Genomic DNA, 17,087 nt, shown 5'->3' on the forward strand with positions numbered 1-17,087 from the left:
CGGATGGTACAGGAAAACCCCCCGATTTGGGAGCGCTAATCACTGTAAATTCCTACCATCTCTAAAGCTGGGCGTTGCGATTGCTAATGCAAACGATAATGATTATCATTTGATGCTTATTCAGGGTCTTTCATCCGGAGGGGCCCGCCAAAAATGACGATGAAAAGGTGAGAGATGTCCCGATCTACAAAATATCCAGGTGTGCTTGGTTCAAGAGCACTTTGTCTGGCGCTGTCTGCAGCGCCGCTGGCGGTTACCGCGGCCGCCGATAGCAGCTGCAGTGAGGCTGTCGAGGGTGGGGAGGGCACGTGTGAGCAACAGGCCGCCTCAAAGCAGATCGAGATCGTTGAAGTCTACGGCATTTCCACCTCGCCCTATCGGGCGGAGCGTTCCGGTGACGTGAGGCGCTTGATGTCTCTCAGTGACACGCCGCAGACACTGAGTATTCTGACCCAGCAACAGATTAAGGATTCCGGCAAAACCGACCTCAAGCAGATCGTATCCGCGCAGGCCGGCATTACCCTGGGTACGGGCGAAAATGGGAACGCCTTTGGAGATCGCTATATTATCCGCGGCCACGAAGCGCGCAGCGATGTGTTCGTTGATGGCCTGCGAGACCCGGGTATGACGACTCGAGAGAGCTTTGCCTCTGAGCAGGTTGAGATCACCAAGGGGCCCAGCGCTACCTTTGCGGGTCGTGGCTCATCTGGCGGGGCGGTGAACAGTATCACTAAGCAAGCCACGCCAGACGAAAGCTTCAACAACGTCGATGCGGGTGTGGGCACTGACGATTACTACCGGGTCGTGCTCGACAGCAATATGGCTATTACTGAAGACAGCGCAGTGCGGCTGAACCTGCTCAAGGCTGACGAGACTGTGCCTGATCGTGACGGTATTGAGCGTTCACGGGACGGCTTGCTGCTGTCTGGTTACGTGGGTGCCACCGACAAACTCTCGTTTATTGGCGATGCCTATTACCTGAATGCTGAAGATGTCCCCGATCTGGGAAGTTATTTCGATTCGGATGCCCGCGAGCCGGTGGAAGACATCCCGGTATATGCGCAACGGGAGGATTTCCTGGACACCGAGGTGAAGGCGTTCACCCTGCGCACCAACTACGAGTTTAATGAAGACCTGAGCCTCCACAATGCCACGCGCTTTGGCTCGACCGACAATGGCTATGTCACTACCGGTGCCCGGGGGACTGTGCGCGACGAGTCAGATCCCGTGGCGCCAGGCGCCGATACTGTCTATCTCAGTACGCATCAGGGTTGGCAGGAAGTCGAGTATGGGGCCACCCAGTTCAACCTGAATTGGGATCAGCCCGTGTTTGGTCTGGATAGCAAATGGATCCTCGGCCTGGAGTATTCCGACGAGAAGGTCGATAACGGCGTCTACGACATCAGTTATAACGGCGATCCCAACTGTATTGTTGCCGGGCGTCGTGGTGCTACGGAAGGCTATTGTATGGTCGATGGCGGCGGTCAGTTGGTGTCCGACGTGAACAGCCTGATGCAGCGCCAATACACGGAAGGGGATACCGATGCGCAGTCGGAGATTGAAACAGTTTCGCTCTATGCGATGAACGTCCTCTCCCTGACCGAGGATCTGGATCTGTTTCTGGGGCTGCGTCAGGACAGCTTTGATTACCAGAACGACGTGGTGTCCCGCGGAGAGGCTAGCGCCTACGATTATTCAGATGACCTGACCAATGGTCATTTGGGGATGCGCTATGACCTGTCGGACATTGGCAACATCTATTTCAATTACGCGACGGCGACTAACATCAACGGTGGCGAGTCAGATGTCGGCGGCAGCTGCGGCTATGGCGGATTGTGCGGCGACCCCGAGCAGGTGGGGGCTTCCAAACCCGAGCGAGTTGAGAATGTCGAGATCGGCACCAAGTGGGAGCTGTTTGATAGCAGGCTGCTCGCCACCGCGGCGCTCTTCCAGATCACTAAATCTGATGTCATGGAAAATGTAGGTAGCGACTATGAAACGCTGGGCACCCTTAATACCGGCAAAAACAGGGTAGAGGGCGTCGAATTCTCACTGACCGGTGCGATTACCGATCAGCTCAGTATCCAGATGAGCGCCACCATTATGGATTCAGAGGTGCTCAAGTCTATCGATGAGGAAAATGAAGGCCGCACTCTGAGCAACTTTGCTGATGAGAGCCTGTATGTTCAGCTTCGTTACCAGCCCAGTGATGCATTCGCCTTTGGCGCTTCTGCGACTTACCAGAGCGAAATGTATGGTGGTCAGCCCGACTCCGCTGCAGGTTATGACGATGAGCTGGGCGACTACTCTGTCGTCGTGCCCAGCTACACCGTCTACGACCTGTTTGCAGACTACTACTACTCGGAAGACCTGAATTTCCGGCTGAACGTTGGCAATGCACTGGATGAAGAGTACTGGACGGCCGCATACCGTTCAGGTGCATTTATGTACCTGGGGGACGCCCGCAGCGTGAAGGCGAGCGTCACCTGGCAGTTCTGATGCTGGCGGCCTGGGCGTCGTGTAAACGGCGCCCCTGGCTGTCATTCGAATAGGAGAATAGCTCTTATGGTGATTATTGAGCAGTTACTGACCAAAGCCGAGGTGGCCGATTACCGGCGCCAACTGGATCTCGTGTCCTTCGTCGATGGTGGCGAGACCGCCGAGGGGATGGCGGCTGATGTGAAACGCAATGGTCAGGCGGATGCGACTGACCCGGCAGTGGTGCAACTCGCCAACGAATTGCTCGGCAGGATGGGCAGCACGCCTCAGTTGGTTTCTGCAGCGTTGCCCCACCGTATATTCCCGCCCTGCTTTAACCGCTATGTGGAAGGTGAAACCTATGGGTATCACGTCGATGCGTCGATTATGCGGGTACCCGCCACTCGGGATGTGTTGCGCAGCGATGTCTCAATGACCCTGTTCCTGAGTGAAATGGATGAATACGAGGGTGGAGAGCTGCATATCGCCACTGATTTTGGTCATCAGTCAGTGAAGCTTGAGGCGGGTGCCGCCGTGGTTTATCCATCGAGCAGCTTACACAGGGTGACACCGGTCAGCGCCGGTGTGCGTATGGCGGCCATCTGCTGGATGCAGAGCCTGGTGGCGGACGAGGGGCTACTGCGAACGCTGTATCAGCTGGACCGAACTATCCAGTCGCTGTCTGCAGACGCCAAGGTGTCCCGGGAGCAACTGGATAGCCTGCACAATGTCTATCATAACCTGGTGCGTAAACACGCCCAGGTATAGGGCTGCGGCGCAGTGAATAGGCTTGACTCCCTGTTGGGGCGTCTATAGAATGCCGCCTCCTCATTTTTGGGGTGGTCTCCCGTGGCCTTTTGATAAGGATTTGCGGGAAACTCGCCCTCGAGACAGGAAAGTGGCCATAAGGCCATGAAATACAACATTTTTTGGAGTTCTATCTGAATGGCAACGATCAACCAATTGGTTCGTAAGCCCAGGAAGCGCAAGTTAGAAAAGAGCGACGTACCTGCCCTGCAAAGCTGTCCGCAGCGCCGCGGTGTTTGTACTCGCGTCTACACTACGACGCCTAAGAAGCCGAACTCTGCACTGCGTAAAGTATGTCGTGTACGCCTGACCAACGGCTACGAGGTTTCCTCGTACATCGGTGGTGAGGGTCACAACCTGCAGGAGCACAGTGTAGTTTTGATTCGTGGCGGTCGTGTGAAGGACCTTCCCGGTGTGCGTTATCACACCGTGCGTGGCAGCCTGGACACCTCCGGCGTAGCCGACCGTCGCAACGGTCGCTCGAAGTACGGTGCCAAGCGTCCGAAGTAAGTCCCTAAGCGTAAGCTGGCTTATATATTGAAGTAAGTAAGGCCGAACCTCTGCCTCCCCCGCATTTGTGGCAGGTCGGTGTTCGGGTAACCCTGAAGAGAGAGAGGCTAATATGCCCAGAAGAAGAGTAGTCGCCAAGCGCGAAGTACTGCCAGATCCCAAATTTGGCAATGTGACTTTGGCGAAATTCATGAACCACGTAATGATCAGTGGTAAGAAATCCGTCGCAGAGACCATCGTTTACGGTGCTCTGGACATTGTTCAGGAAAAACTGAACAAGGATCCCCTCGAAGCATTCGACGAAGCGCTGGAAAACATCGCGCCCATGGTAGAGGTTAAGTCTCGCCGCGTGGGTGGTGCTACTTACCAGGTGCCCGTTGAAGTACGTCCGGCTCGTCGTGTGGCTCTGTCCATGCGCTGGTTGGTTGAGTACGCTCGCGGCCGTGGCGAGAAGTCCATGCGCCAGCGTCTTGCCGGCGAGATCATCGACGCATCCCAGGGCAAAGGTAATGCCGTGAAGAAGCGTGAAGATGTTCACCGCATGGCTGAAGCGAACAAGGCGTTCTCGCACTACCGCTTCTAATCACCACCTTTTTCCGAGGAAAGCAGCGTGGCACGTCAAACGCCTATCAACAGATACCGCAATATCGGTATCTGTGCTCATGTGGACGCGGGTAAGACCACGACCACAGAGCGTGTCCTTTTCTATACAGGCCTGTCCCACAAGATTGGTGAGGTGCACGATGGTGCGGCCACCATGGATTGGATGGAACAGGAGCAGGAGCGTGGTATTACTATCACCTCAGCTGCGACAACCTGTTTTTGGAAGGGCATGGATGCGCAGTTCGACCAGCACCGCATCAATATCATCGACACCCCAGGACACGTGGACTTCACCATTGAGGTGGAGCGTTCCCTGCGTGTTCTGGACGGTGCGGTGGTAGTGCTGTGTGGGTCTTCTGGCGTGCAGCCCCAGACTGAGACAGTCTGGCGCCAGGCGAACAAGTACGAAGTGCCGCGCATGGTGTTCGTCAACAAGATGGACCGTGCCGGCGCCGATTTCATGAGCGTGGTGGAACAGTTGAAAGAGCGCCTTGGCGCCAACGCTGTTCCCCTGCAGATGACTATCGGTGCTGAGGACGAGTTCAAAGGTGTAGTTGACCTGATTGAGAATAAAGCCATTTTGTGGAGTGAGGCGGATCAAGGCATGTCCTTTGAGTACGCCGAAGTTCCCGCCGACCTGATTGATCAGGTCGAAGAGATGCGCGAATTCATGGTCGAGGCTGCAGCTGAGGCGAATGACGAGCTCATGGAAAAGTACCTCGAAGAGGGCGAGCTTTCCAAGGAAGAAATCAAGCAGGGCATCCGCGCCCGTACCCTGGCTAACGAGATCGTCCCGGTTCTGGGTGGATCTGCGTTCAAGAACAAGGGTGTGCAGGCGGTACTGGATGCCGTGATCGAATTTATGCCTTCTCCCACGGAGGTGAAGGCGATTGAAGGGCATCTGCTGGACAAGGATGAAACCCCGGCGACGCGTGGGGCGGACGATACCGCTCCCTTCTCCGCGCTGGCGTTCAAAATTGCTACCGATCCCTTTGTAGGCACGCTGACTTTCTTCCGCGTTTACTCCGGCAAACTGGAGTCTGGCACGGCTGTTTTCAACTCAGTAAAAGAGAAAAAAGAGCGTGTGGGCCGTATGGTGCAGATGCACTCCAACAGCCGTGAAGAAATCAAGGAAGTACTGGCGGGCGACATCGCCGCGGCCGTAGGGCTCAAGGATGTCACCACAGGCGACACCCTGTGCGATATCAATGAGCCGATTGTGCTGGAGCGCATGGAGTTTCCCGAGCCGGTTATCTCGGTGGCGGTAGAACCTCGTTCCCAGCCTGACCAGGAAAAGATGGGCGTGGCACTGGGCAAACTGGCTCAGGAAGACCCCTCATTCCGGGTCAAAACAGATGAAGAAACCGGCCAGACCATCATTTCGGGTATGGGCGAACTGCACCTGGATATCCTGGTGGATCGGATGAAGCGCGAGTTTAGCGTTGAAGCCAACATCGGTAAGCCCCAGGTGGCGTACCGAGAAGCCATTCGTAATACCTCGGAGATCGAAGGTAAATTTGTGCGCCAGTCTGGCGGTCGCGGCCAATATGGTCACGTCTGGGTCAGGTTTGAACCCGCCGAAGACGAAACGGCCGAGGGTCTGGAGTTCGTCAACGAAATTGTCGGTGGTATTGTGCCCAGGGAATACATTCCCGCAGTACAAAAGGGTATTGAAGAGCAGATGCAGAATGGTGTGCTGGCGGGCTACCCCCTGCTGGGCCTGAAGGCGACGCTCTATGACGGCTCATTCCACGATGTGGACTCCAACGAGATGGCGTTCAAAATCGCTGGGAGCCTGGCCACCAAGAAACTGTCGCAGGAGGGTGGCGCGGTACTGCTGGAACCCATCATGGCAGTAGAGGTCGTTACCCCTGAAGAAAATATGGGCGATGTTGTGGGCGACCTCAACCGCCGTCGTGGCCTGATTGGCGGAATGGACGAAAACCCATCCGGCAAGGTGATCAATGCTGATGTACCGCTGGCAGAGATGTTCGGTTATGCGACCGATCTGCGCAGTGCGACCCAGGGCCGCGCGACCTATACCATGGAATTTGCGAAGTATGCAGAAGCGCCGGCCAGTGTTGCCGAAGCGATTATTTCCCGGTATTCGTAATAGATTCGTAACCGTGGGCAGTTTCAATACGGCCCGCATTTTGGTTTTTAAAGACCTGGGTGGAGTGATCCTTTGCCCATTGATATAGAGGAGCCTGGTAATGGCAAAAGAAACGTTTGAACGTACTAAGCCCCACGTAAACGTGGGCACCATCGGTCACGTTGACCACGGTAAAACTACCCTGACAGCGGCCCTGACTCGCGTCTGTGCTGAAGTATGGGGCGGTGAGATGGTTGCCTTTGATGGCATCGATAACGCACCGGAAGAGCGTGAGCGTGGTATCACCATCGCGACTTCCCACGTTGAATACGACTCTCCGGATCGTCACTACGCACACGTTGACTGTCCTGGACACGCCGACTACGTGAAGAACATGATCACCGGTGCTGCTCAGATGGACGGCGCGATCCTGGTTTGTGGCGCCACTGATGGCCCCATGCCCCAGACTCGCGAGCACATCCTGCTGTCTCGCCAGGTAGGCGTACCTTACATCGTTGTATTCATGAACAAGGCTGACCTGCTGGCTGAAGATTGCGGCGGCGCGGACACTGAAGAATACGAAGAGATGAAAGAGCTGGTAGAAATGGAGCTGCGTGAGCTGCTTGACCAGTACGAATTCCCCGGTGACGACACTCCCATCATCTGTGGTTCCGCCCTGATGGCGCTGAACGGCGAAGATGACAACGAGCTGGGCACCACTGCTGTGAAGAAGCTGGTTGAGACTCTGGATTCTTACATCCCTGAGCCCGAGCGTGCTATTGACCAGTCATTCCTGATGCCTGTTGAAGATGTGTTCTCTATCTCCGGTCGCGGTACTGTTGTAACCGGTCGCGTAGAGCGTGGCATCATCAAGGTTGGTGAAGAGATTGAAATCATCGGCATCAAGGACACTCAGACCACTACTTGTACTGGTGTTGAGATGTTCCGCAAGCTGCTCGACGAAGGTCGTGCTGGTGAGAACGTCGGTATTCTGCTGCGTGGCACCAAGCGTGAAGAAGTTGAGCGTGGCCAGGTTCTGGCGCACCCCGGTACTGTAAACCCTCACACCAAGTTTGAAGCTGAGGTTTACATTCTGTCCAAGGAAGAAGGTGGTCGTCATACACCTTTCTTCAAGGGCTACCGTCCGCAGTTCTACTTCCGTACCACTGACGTTACCGGCGCATGCGAACTGCCCGAGGGCGTTGAGATGGTAATGCCTGGTGACAACGTACAGATGGTTGCCACTTTGATCGCGCCTATTGCGATGGAAGAAGGCCTGCGCTTCGCGATCCGCGAAGGTGGCCGTACAGTTGGCGCTGGTGTTGTAGCCAAGATCATCGAATAATTATTCGACCGATCTAGCCACAAAAAAGCCCGGCCATTGTGCCGGGCTTTTTTGTGGGCGCTGACTTTTATTTTTGCGCCAGCACTTTGCAAAAACAATTGACGAGCTCGGGGTCGAACCTGCTTCCTGACTCCGATCGGATGACTTCCAGCGCCGCCTCCCGGGTCAGGCGCACACGCCACGGTCGGTCGCTGCTCAGACTCTCCCAGGTGTCGACGATGGCGACGATGCGTGCGGTCAGCGGAATATTCTCTCCTACTAACTGGTTGGGGTATCCGCTGCCGTCCCAATTCTCGTGATGCGACCGTGCGACTTCTTCCAGGGTCGTGAGAAAAGCCAACGACGGGTCGTTGTCTCCGCCTCCGCGATTTTCGATGCCTTCGCGCACCGCTTTTGCAGCCAGTGCTCCGAGTTCTGCGTGGGTCGCAATTTCTTCTCTTTGTTCGGTGTTTAGCGAGCCACTGCTATTCAGGGTGGCTGGTGAAACCTGCGCTAACCCCAGGTCGCAGTACTCGGCGGCGCGGGCCAGTTCATCTATATCTATCGATGCCATCTCCTGTTGGTAGCCCGATTGGCGAGCAACTTCACTCGCCAGTGCGTGAGTGAGCTGACGCATGGTGTTTCGGTTGTGCATGTAGCTGCCGTGGATCGGCGTGTCGAGAGCCAACGCGAATTCCCCGGCGATCAGGCTGGCTGCTTCTCGCACACGCTGTTGCTCGGCTGCGCGTTGCTCTTCCTCGCGACCGATTTCAATCAGGGCGCTAGCGATCAGGCTGCCGATAACACTCGACAGGATGATAAAGAAGGAGGATGCGTCAAACAGTATTCCCTGATAGCGAAACAGCAGGTAGCCACAGGCGATGAGCAGCAGGTTGATACTCAGGGTTATCCAGGCAGAAGCGCGGGGAACGGCTCTCAAAAAACGCGCCAGAGGCGACTCACTGCGGGGTATATACCAGATGAGCAGTAAGCCTAGAAAAAGAATGAGACTGGTTTCCAGCCATTTCATCCACCAGGGGCGAAGAATCATGCGGCCGTCGAACAGACTTTCCAGCACTTGCGCCTGTATCTCTATGCCAGGCACCAGCTCGCCGAGGGCTGTAGTGCGCATATCGTGTAGTCCCGAACCGGTGAGCCCGAGCATCACCAGCTTGCCTTGCAGCATGCTGGGGTCGATGGTGCCGTCGAGCACCTCTGCAGCGGAGACGTAGCGGGAGACAGTGTCTTCGATGCGGGAAAAGTGCAGCCAGATATCGCCTGCAGGCTGGGTGGGAACCACGAGGTCGGCGATTGCCACACTGTTGATACCCTGCTTGCCCACATCAAGCCTGATGGCTTTTTCACCGGTAGCCACGCGCAGCATTTCCATGGGGAGCCCGGGAACCACGGTGTCGCCGATGGCCGCGACCAGAGGGATACGCCTGACAACCCCGAACTCCAGGTCAACACTTAGAATGGCCTGGCCCCAGGCCGCGGCCTGTAATTCGGGCAGGCTGGCGAGAACGGCCTCGAACTTGCGGACATGTGGCAGCGGAGACGCGCCTGTTACGAGAAGTGGTTTGGTGCGCATGCCGGCACTGGTTGTGTAGGACGTGTGATCGAATCCCGCTGCGCCGAGCACCGAGGGCAGCAGGTAGAGTGATTCTGCGAGTACCGCGTCGTGATCTGGAAGTTGACGCAGCGCCTCACCTATTGCCGGATCTGTATCAGCAGGTAGTCCTTGCGCCAGTTGCTGCGGCGAGGTCTGGTCTGCTTCGGGCATGTACATATCCAGGCCCACTGCTGCCGGCTGGTAATTGCCGATGGCATCCAGCAGCGCGGCGAGTTTGGTTCTGGGCCAGGGCCACTGGCCGACTTTTGACAGGCTTAGCTCGTCGATGGCGACGATGGTGACCGGCTGTGAGAGAGGCTTTCGTGGGTAGTTTTTCTGGTAGCTGTCGAACAGGAACTGGCGGGCCTTGGTGAAGGCGCCGGTGACGTTACCCGCGAGCTCGGCCGTGCCCTGTTCCAGGGGTAGCTCGGAGATCACGCTGACCGACATGGTCCAGGTCAGGATGACCAGCGCGATGGGCCGGCCACGACCGTATTGGAAGATTTGCCTGAACAGGTCCAGTAGCGAACGCATGGTCCTGTTCAGTAATCAGCGGACACGAATTTCTACCCGCCGGTTACGCGCCTCGGCGCGGCCGTCGGCGGTGGCTACAACCGGTTCTCGTTCGCCGCGCCCACTGCTGTCTATGCGCACGGCAGTCACACCGGCGTCTGAAATAAATTGCTTCACGGTATCAGCCCTGGCCCGCGACAGGCGGTCGTTGTCTTCGACGGAACCGACCCGGTCAGTGTGACCGATGACCTGGATCTCCGGCGCTGGCAGGGTTAGCAAGTAGCGTTTTATCTCATCCACCTCGGCCTGGGATTCGGCGGAGAGGGTGTCGGCTGAGCCTGATTTGAAGGTGACTACAAAGGATCTTGGCGCCGCTGGCGTCGCGGCCAGCATCGCACCAAATTCATTTTCTACAGCGGCGGCGCTGGTTGTTCCTGCGGACAGGCCACCGGCGCTGTCCGCCTGGGCCGTTGCATACGCGGAGTTGAGCGTGGTCTGGCCTGTACTACCACTAACGACGAGCGTACCCACGCTACCGTCTTCGTCTGGCAGCAGAATAATGGTGTCGGTGGGCTGCGGTGGCGGCTCTGGCTGGGTCAGGAATGCGCCGACTATCATAGCCGCGGGAATTAGAAGAAAGCCCCACATAGATCAGTTCTCCTCTTGACCGGCTTTGATAATAAAGCGGGTTCCGCGTACACCGAGAGTGACCGAAGGCGAACTGAAACTGACAGCTTCCGGGCTGGCCTTGGCTATCTTGCCTGAGATGACAGAGAGAGAGCCTCGCTGGACTGACGCGTCCAGGCTGCCCTGATGCGTGGTGGAGTCAAAGACAAACCGACGCAGCTCGAGGGTGCTGTCCGGGCCCGCGGTGAGTCTGGTGTCGTCGTTCAGGGTGATACCTACCGTTCCATCGCTACCGGTCAGGATGCTGTCGCTGACCTCCACGTGCTGGCCGGGCGTGGCGGGTAATTGTTGGCCCCCGCGCACGATATGTGCATCGCCTCGGCTAATTTTGATGGTGCCGGCAGCCTCACCGGCGAGTGTTAGCGGTGCAAGGGAAAGCATCAGAAGTGCGACAGCAGGGCGCATCTGTTTGAACTCCGTTTTCAATGATTCTGTGAAATATAGATCACTATTCCGATCTGGGCGAGTTTGTTGTGGCTGGCGCTCTCACTGCGTGCGCCTACACTTGGTGTTCAATATCCAATGCTTGTCGGGGCGAGCTATGTTGCCAACTAAACTGGCTGGTGCTGTTCTAGTCATCTTTCTTCTGGCGCTGCCGCGAGGCGTCGCTGCCTCGAGTGATGTCGCTCATCTGCGCGATCGTGTATCGAGTCTGGAGCGGGAACTGGAAGAGGCGAGGGCAGAGCTGGCGGATGCTCAGGCAGCCTTGGAGAGCGCTGAAGCTAGTCGGGAAGAGGCTGGAGCCGGTGTGGTCATTGGCCCGCTTTCTATTGGCGGTGCGATGCGAGTGAACTACGTTTACGGCGACTACACCAACGGCGATGACGGGCCCAGTCGAGGTGGCAATGGCGGGAACGTGGAGCTGGATACATTCAGGATTAATGCCAGTCTTGATGCCGGCCCTTGGATAGGCAAGTTTGAGTATCGCTGGTATCCGGTCGGTAGCGGGAAGAACTACAACTTCCTGCATACACTCTGGCTCGGCTATCAGTTCGATGAAGCCTCTCACATCGAAGTTGGCCAGAACCGGGTGCCTTTTGGCGCCGGCCCCTATGGTGTTTCCCAGAGCTGGTTTTTCGATCAGCACTACTATGTTGGCCTCGCGGATGATCCGGATCTGGGCATTAAGTATTCCAAAGCTGGGCCGGACTGGAGTTGGGATGTTGCCTACTACTGGCGCAGCGAGCCGAATTTTTCAGGCAGAAGCGAAGACAGTAGCCGTTATGGCTATGACGCGGTTCGATGGCGTGAGGCCGTCAGTGCTGAAGGTGATGTCAGCTACAATGTGGGGCGCAGCGGCTACCGCGAAAAGCACCAGGGAAATCTTCGCCTGATACGCCACTGGAGCGGGGATCAGTGGCAGCTCGATCTGGGGGGCTCCCTTCAGTATGGAGAACTAGAGGGAAGCGCAGTCGAAGATGGCGATCACTGGGCGGCCTCCGTGCACGCCGTAAGTCGCATTGCGAATTGGACCCTGGGTTTGCAGGCCTCGCACTACAGTATCAATATTGACGCGGACAACCCGTGGAACACCGACGACCTGCTGCCGTTTGGTGCCTATGATTTCGCCTGGCCTGTGGCCACTGACGCCTGGCTACCTGCAATTTCGCTGGCCTATCGCATGGATCTGGACGGCGTGTCCTGGCTGGACTATGTCATGCCCTACCTCGAGTACAGTGCCATCGTTAAATCTGCTAGCGGATACAGCGATAGCGAAATGGCGGTTGCGGGCGCGGCATGGTCAAGCGGTGGCTGGTACATCTACAGCGACCTGGCCTACTCTAACGGCAACTATTTTGTTGGCGACGAGGGGGATGACTACAGCCGCGTAGATGGCGTTGGCGATTTTGGTGTCGCGGGTAACGACGAGTGGAACTATCGCCTCAATCTGAACTTTGGTTACTATTTTTAGAACCGCAGCCGCAAAGCTTCAGGCCAGCAGCGCCTGAATGTCCTTCTCAATGTCTTTCGGCTTCACCGTTGGGGCGTAGCGTTTTACCACCTCGCCCGCGGGGTTTACCAGGAACTTGGTGAAGTTCCATTTGATGTTTTTGGTGAGCAGGCCGGGTGCTTCGTCTTTCAGGTGCTTGAACAGCGGGTCAGCGCCGGAGCCATTGACCTCAATTTTACCCATCATGGGGAATGAGACGCCGTAATTGAGCTGGCAGAATTCCTGGATCTCATCATTGCTTCCAGGGTCCTGCTTGCCGAATTGGTTGCAAGGAAACCCTACAATGGAGACGCCTTTGTCCTTGTATTGTTCGTACAGCTCTTCAAGGCCCTCGAACTGCGGGGTGAAGCCGCATTTGGAGGCAGTGTTTACGATCAGCAGTACCTGTCCCTTGAACTCATCGAGAGGGCGATCGGCGCCGGCGGCGTTCTGGACAGTAAAATCGAATACGGTGGTCACGGGAGAAATCCTTGCGTCGTAGTTTGGAAGTTGTACTTAAGGTAGCACAGAGCCTTTGTTACGCATGATAGAGCCGGACAGATCATGGGCAGCGGGCACAAAAAAGGGGCCTTGAGGCCCCTTAGTGAATATCTCATCAGGTGCTCAGGCGGGTTGTGCCTGGGCGTGCAGCTGGATTTCCTTCATCAGCAGTTCCATGCGCTTGCGCTGCATTTTCAGGGAGTACTCCACTTCCTTGAACTTGGTGCGCAGTGTGGCGGTTTCCCACTTCTCCTGCAGGCGGGCGCGTTTTTCACCCAGAGCGCCACCTAGCTCTGCTTTTTTGGCTTCGTAACGTTGGGCCTGCAGAGCGGTCCACTCATTGACGGATTCCGTAAACTGCTGGTATTCCCGCTCGAACTTGGCGCGCAGCGTGTCTGAACTGTGGGCTTCGTCCATCTGCGCACGAGCGCGCTTGAACTGGGTGTCGAGAATGGCGCGTTGTATCTTGATCTCGGGTACGCGGACCAACTTGCTGGCCAGGCCCACACGGGAGCAGCCGCTAATCAGCCACTTGGTGGGATCCCACTGCCACCAGCGGATGCCATTGCGGTAGTCAGTTTGGAAGATGTGGTGGTAATTGTGGTAGCCCTCGCCATAGGTCAGAAAGGCCAGGAAGCCATTGTCTCGCGCGCTGTTGGTTTCTGTGTATGGGCGGGTGCCCCAGAAGTGGGCAAGAGAATTGATGAAGAAGGTGACGTGGTGATTCACGATCAGACGGAGCAGGCCGACCAGCAGTAGGGTGCCGATAACATCGCCGAGGTAGAAGCCGAGCAGCAACGGCAGGCCGACGTTCATGAGAACGGTGAGGGCCACGTAGTGGTTGTGCTGGAACATGACGATCGGGTCGCGCTGCAGGTCTTTGGCGTTGCTGAAGTCCTGCTCGTTGGTGCGGTACTCACGCAGCATCCAGCCCATGTGGCTGAACCACAAGCCGCGGCCTGCGGAGTAGGGGTCCTGCTCGTTGTCATCGACGAAGCGGTGATGGCGACGGTGATCAGAGGCCCAGATCAAAATGCTGTTTTGCAGTGCGCCGGCGCCCCAGAGAGCGTAGAACCACTTGAGTGCGGGGTGCGCTTCGTAGGCCTTGTGCGACCACAGGCGGTGATAACCACCGGTAATGGACAATCCGTTGAGGTACAGGAAGACGAGCGCCCATAGCCACTGGGCGAGGCTAAAACCGTGGTAGATGCCCCACGCAGGGACAGCGACCAGTGCGATCATGGGCAGCCCGACAAAAACGGCGACGTTGATCTTTTCCAATGGGGGCTTGGTTGGGGAATTGCTCATGGCGTTGGCCTTGGCCTCTCTCTCAAAAAGGTGGTCTATATTAACTTCTTTGCCGTGGAATGTCCTTATGGCATGCGCCGGCAAAATGCGGTGCAAACCAGGCGGCTGACACAGTATCATGCGCTACCCTTAAGCCAGCCTGAAACCGGGAGTCCATGAGCAGCCAGCAGGCAGTATTTACGAACGGTTCGACCATGCGCCATGTGCTGGTCATGACCGCTGCCAGTGCCACCGGCTTGCTCGCCATGTTCGGCGTGGACATGGTCGATATGTATTTCCTGACCCTTTTGGGTGAACAGGAGCTGGCGGCTGCCGTGGGCTACGCTGGCACACTCATATTTTTCCTGGTGGCGGTGAGTATCGGCCTGCAAATTGCCCTCGGTGCCCTGGTGGCCCGTTCCGAGGGTGCGATGCGGCGGGATCTCGCCAGCCGATACTGTAGCAGTGGGCTTGTGTTCAGCGTGATCGCGGCCGTGATTATCAGCCTGTTGGGTTGGATCTGGCTGCGCGAGCTGTTGGCGATGCTCGGTGCTCGCGGGCAAACGCTGGAGTATGCCCTGAGCTATGCGGGCATTTTGCTGCCAAATATGCCGGTGCTGGTGCTCGGTATGAGTGCCGCTGCCGGCGTACGGGCGGTGGGTGATGCGCGACGCTCCATGTGGGCCACCGTGGCCGGGTCGTTGGTGAATGCGGTACTCGATCCCATCTTCATTTTCACCTTCGGTTGGGGCCTGGAAGGGGCCGCGTGGGCATCGGTCGTGTCGAGATTGGTGGTGTTCGCCGTTGCCTGGCATGCCATTTACTACGTGCATCGCTTGCCCCGGCGCATCAGCTGGCAGGAATTCGTAGAAGACCTTGGGCCACTGATGAAAATTGCTACCCCGGCAGTGCTCACCAATCTGGCGACCCCGATCGGCGGCAGTTTTGTGTTGCGCACGATGTCGCAGTTTGGCGACAGCGCGGTGGCAGGCGCGGCCATTATGGGGCGGATCTCGCCGGTGGCGTTCTGCGCGATCTTTGCGCTGTCGAGCGCAGTCGGTCCTATCATTGGTCAGAATGCAGGCGCTGGTCTCTACGGTCGGGTGCGCGCCACCTTGCGCGACGCCATGATTTTCAATGTGGTGTATGTGCTGGTCGTGTGGCTGCTGATGTCGCTGTTGGCGGAGACGATTGTGCGGACGTTTTCGGCCTCGGGCGAGGCGGCCGACCTGATTCTATTCTATTGCAACTTCCTCACCGGAGCCTTTGTGTTTAACGGCGCGCTGTTTGTGGCCAATGCGAGCTTCAATAATCTGCGTCATCCGCACTGGGCAACCGGCTTCAACTTTGGCCGTGCGTTATTGGGCACGATACCTGCGGTCTATTTTGGTGCCCAGTGGTACGGCGCTCGCGGTGTGCTGGCTGGGGAGGTGCTGGGTGCCCTGGCCTTTGGTTTGCTGGCTGTGGTGGCAGCGTTTCGCCTCACTCGGCGGCTGGAGCGCGAGCACGCTCCGCTGCCGGACGTCGCGCGCCCCGAGGGGCTCGATACTGAGCGGCAGCCACCGCTGTAAGCGTCTGTTTAAGGTGTCTCTCGCTGGCGATAATCGTCCAGCGCCTGGTGCAGCCACTCGCCTGACAATTGCTGTGTGCCGTCACAGGTGACGGTGTACTTTTTGCCGGTCCAGGAGCTCTCCGAGGCCAGTCGATCGATAAACTGGTCGGCGTTGCTGGCATATTTACCGCCGCGCCGATACTTGAGGCGCAGGTGGTCTGCGGCATCCGCTGAGTCGTGCACCGTGCCGTTGCGCTCGAAGTCGCATCCACTGTTTTCGACAAACTCCAGCAGGTAGAGAATCTCAGCGTCGGCTTCGGCGGCGAAGGCCACTGGGTGGGCGAAGGTGATCAGCAAGGCTGCGACCAGAGCAGGAATCTTCATTCGATGACTAACCTCGCGCGCAGCGCATTATGATCGGAACTGTGAACCGGGATTACCTCGGTGTGCTCCACACTGAGGCCGCGAACATAAATGTGGTCCAGTGGTCGGCCAAAGGCGCGGGTGCGCTGGTCGTCACTGAACTCAATGGGATTCAGGCCGTGGCTGGCGAGAACCCGGTCGACCAGGTCCTGGCGCGCCTCGCTCCAGGTGTTGAAATCGCCCGCAAGTATGGCGGGGCCTGGGTGTTGTGCGAGCAAGCCCGCCAAAGGCTTTAACTGTTTCTCCAAATCGGCAATACCGAAAGTAAAGTTCACGGCGTGGAGATTGATGGACAGCAGGCGCTCGTCCCGGTCCTCCAGTGTATGTTCAGTGACGGTTGCAGTTTTGGGCGTCCCTAGCCACGGCTCGAGGCTGCGGAAGTTGCAAAGCATGCTCGGAGTATGGGAACTCAGTGTCATCACTCCAGTGTTGATGCTTGCAGTACTGTATCCCTGGGTGAATGACCGATATATGTCGCGACCCTGCAAGGTGGAGGGGATGTCTGCCTGTACGGAAGCCTCCTGCAGAAAGGCCAGGTGGACATCTCCGGCCATGGCGGCCAGATCTTCGGCCCAGCCCTCATTGCTCGCCTTCTGGATATTCCAGCTGAGAATGTCCAGGTGGCTGGATAAGGACTGGCCTGCCTGTTCCTGTTCCTGCCCCAGGCGTTCGCCGCAGAGGTTTACCTCGCGCGCCATGGAGCGGGAATTGGCCAGGCCGAGCCCCACCATCAACAGCACGAACAGCAACGACATTCGCGGCAGCCAC

General features: G+C 57.3%; 15 protein-coding genes. 8 read left to right on the forward strand and 7 right to left on the reverse strand.

From position 1 onward, the window contains the following. Positions 1–174 precede the first annotated feature (174 nt). The 6 genes from EY643_RS03160 (at position 175) to tuf (ending at position 7,835) form a co-directional block, all read left to right on the forward strand. Positions 175–2,499, forward strand: coding sequence for a TonB-dependent receptor (locus EY643_RS03160; RefSeq protein ID WP_152660840.1), 2,325 nt, complete (start codon positions 175–177; stop codon positions 2,497–2,499). 66 nt (positions 2,500–2,565) lie between these two features. Further along, entirely contained in the window at positions 2,566–3,246 is a 681-nt protein-coding gene (locus EY643_RS03165) for a Fe2+-dependent dioxygenase (protein ID WP_152660841.1), read from the forward strand. 177 nt (positions 3,247–3,423) lie between these two features. Further along, complete coding sequence (gene rpsL / locus EY643_RS03170; RefSeq protein WP_152660842.1) at positions 3,424–3,795, forward strand: 30S ribosomal protein S12; 372 nt, start codon at positions 3,424–3,426, stop codon at positions 3,793–3,795. A gap of 112 nt (positions 3,796–3,907) precedes the next feature. Continuing rightward, on the forward strand, positions 3,908–4,378 hold the full coding sequence (rpsG, locus tag EY643_RS03175) for a 30S ribosomal protein S7 (RefSeq protein ID WP_066050971.1): 471 nt from the start codon (positions 3,908–3,910) through the stop codon (positions 4,376–4,378). A 27-nt stretch (positions 4,379–4,405) separates the two neighbouring features. Further along, the gene (fusA, locus tag EY643_RS03180) at positions 4,406–6,511 is read left to right on the forward strand and encodes an elongation factor G (protein ID WP_152660843.1); all 2,106 of its coding nucleotides are present in this window, start codon (positions 4,406–4,408) and stop codon (positions 6,509–6,511) included. 100 nt (positions 6,512–6,611) lie between these two features. Beyond that, complete coding sequence (tuf, locus tag EY643_RS03185; protein ID WP_152660830.1) at positions 6,612–7,835, forward strand: elongation factor Tu; 1,224 nt, start codon at positions 6,612–6,614, stop codon at positions 7,833–7,835. 67 nt (positions 7,836–7,902) lie between these two features. Here tuf and EY643_RS03190 read toward each other — a convergent pair whose 3' ends face one another. The 3 genes from EY643_RS03190 to EY643_RS03200 are packed head-to-tail and all read right to left on the reverse strand — an operon-like array spanning position 7,903 to position 11,031. Beyond that, positions 7,903–9,960 carry a CHASE2 domain-containing protein gene (locus tag EY643_RS03190; protein ID WP_152660844.1) on the reverse strand — a complete coding sequence of 686 codons (2,058 nt, stop codon included), beginning with the start codon at positions 9,958–9,960 and terminating at the stop codon, positions 7,903–7,905. Positions 9,961–9,975: 15 nt separating this feature from the next. Next, a complete protein-coding gene (locus EY643_RS03195) occupies positions 9,976–10,587 on the reverse strand; it encodes an OmpA family protein (RefSeq protein WP_152660845.1) in 612 nt (203 codons plus the stop codon). Between the two features lie 3 nt (positions 10,588–10,590). Then, positions 10,591–11,031 carry a FecR family protein gene (locus tag EY643_RS03200; RefSeq protein WP_205743136.1) on the reverse strand — a complete coding sequence of 147 codons (441 nt, stop codon included), beginning with the start codon at positions 11,029–11,031 and terminating at the stop codon, positions 10,591–10,593. Between the two features lie 136 nt (positions 11,032–11,167). Here EY643_RS03200 and EY643_RS03205 point away from each other — a divergent pair, with 136 nt between their 5' ends. Beyond that, positions 11,168–12,538 (forward strand): hypothetical protein, encoded by a 1,371-nt coding sequence (locus tag EY643_RS03205; protein ID WP_152660846.1) that lies wholly within the window; start codon positions 11,168–11,170, stop codon positions 12,536–12,538. A gap of 18 nt (positions 12,539–12,556) precedes the next feature. Here the strand turns inward: EY643_RS03205 and EY643_RS03210 are convergent, their stop codons facing one another. Both EY643_RS03210 and EY643_RS03215 read right to left on the reverse strand, forming a co-directional pair. Then, entirely contained in the window at positions 12,557–13,036 is a 480-nt protein-coding gene (locus tag EY643_RS03210) for a glutathione peroxidase (RefSeq protein WP_152660847.1), read from the reverse strand. Between the two features lie 144 nt (positions 13,037–13,180). Further along, positions 13,181–14,365, reverse strand: coding sequence for a fatty acid desaturase (locus EY643_RS03215; RefSeq protein WP_152660848.1), 1,185 nt, complete (start codon positions 14,363–14,365; stop codon positions 13,181–13,183). Positions 14,366–14,520: 155 nt separating this feature from the next. Between EY643_RS03215 and EY643_RS03220 the strand changes: the two genes are divergently transcribed. Beyond that, complete coding sequence (locus tag EY643_RS03220) at positions 14,521–15,915, forward strand: MATE family efflux transporter (RefSeq protein ID WP_205743137.1); 1,395 nt, start codon at positions 14,521–14,523, stop codon at positions 15,913–15,915. Positions 15,916–15,923: 8 nt separating this feature from the next. Here EY643_RS03220 and EY643_RS03225 read toward each other — a convergent pair whose 3' ends face one another. Together EY643_RS03225 and EY643_RS03230 are read right to left on the reverse strand one after the other, a co-directional pair. Continuing rightward, the gene (locus tag EY643_RS03225; protein WP_152660849.1) at positions 15,924–16,280 is read right to left on the reverse strand and encodes a DUF5329 family protein; all 357 of its coding nucleotides are present in this window, start codon (positions 16,278–16,280) and stop codon (positions 15,924–15,926) included. Beyond that, positions 16,277–17,074: an endonuclease/exonuclease/phosphatase family protein gene (locus EY643_RS03230; protein WP_170287265.1), complete on the reverse strand. Its 798-nt coding sequence runs from the start codon at positions 17,072–17,074 to the stop codon at positions 16,277–16,279. The genes EY643_RS03225 and EY643_RS03230 overlap by 4 nt, the downstream gene beginning before the upstream one ends. Between the last annotated feature and the right edge of the window lie 13 nt (positions 17,075–17,087).

The sequence above is a fragment of the Halioglobus maricola genome, from assembly GCF_009388985.1.
Taxonomy (GTDB): domain Bacteria; phylum Pseudomonadota; class Gammaproteobacteria; order Pseudomonadales; family Halieaceae; genus Halioglobus; species Halioglobus maricola.